General features: G+C 49.6%; 1 protein-coding gene. It reads right to left on the bottom strand.

Going from position 1 to position 480, the window contains the following annotated elements:
• A partial coding sequence (locus tag RC73_RS19705; RefSeq protein ID WP_039036219.1) for an EF-Tu/IF-2/RF-3 family GTPase occupies positions 1-480 on the bottom strand: 480 nt, incomplete at both ends.

The following is a 480-nucleotide window of genomic DNA, read 5'->3' as shown; positions in this document are numbered from 1 at the left end:
TGATGTTGTCGCCTGGCATTACCATCTCTACGCCTTCTGGCAGTTCGATAGTACCGGTCACGTCAGTTGTACGGAAGTAGAACTGTGGACGGTAGCCTTTAAAGAATGGAGTGTGACGACCACCTTCTTCTTTAGACAGTACGTAAACTTCTGATTCGAACTTGGTGTGTGGAGTGATTGAACCAGGCTTAGCCAGTACTTGACCACGCTCTACTTCATCACGCTTGGTACCACGCAGCAGGATACCGCAGTTCTCACCGGCACGACCTTCGTCCAGCAGCTTACGGAACATTTCTACACCAGTACAGGTAGTCTTGGTAGTGTCGTGGATACCCACGATTTCTACTTCGTCACCAACTTTGATGATACCGCGCTCTACACGACCTGTTACTACAGTACCGCGACCAGAGATTGAGAATACGTCTTCGATAGGCAGCAGGAATGGCTTATCGATATCACGCTCTGGCTCAGGGATGTAAG

It is taken from the genome of Shewanella sp. ECSMB14102 (genome assembly GCF_000813075.1).
Classification (GTDB): Bacteria; Pseudomonadota; Gammaproteobacteria; order Enterobacterales; family Shewanellaceae; genus Shewanella; species Shewanella indica.
Note: the sequence above shows the minus strand (reverse complement) of the source record. Positions and strands in the feature narration are given on the sequence as shown.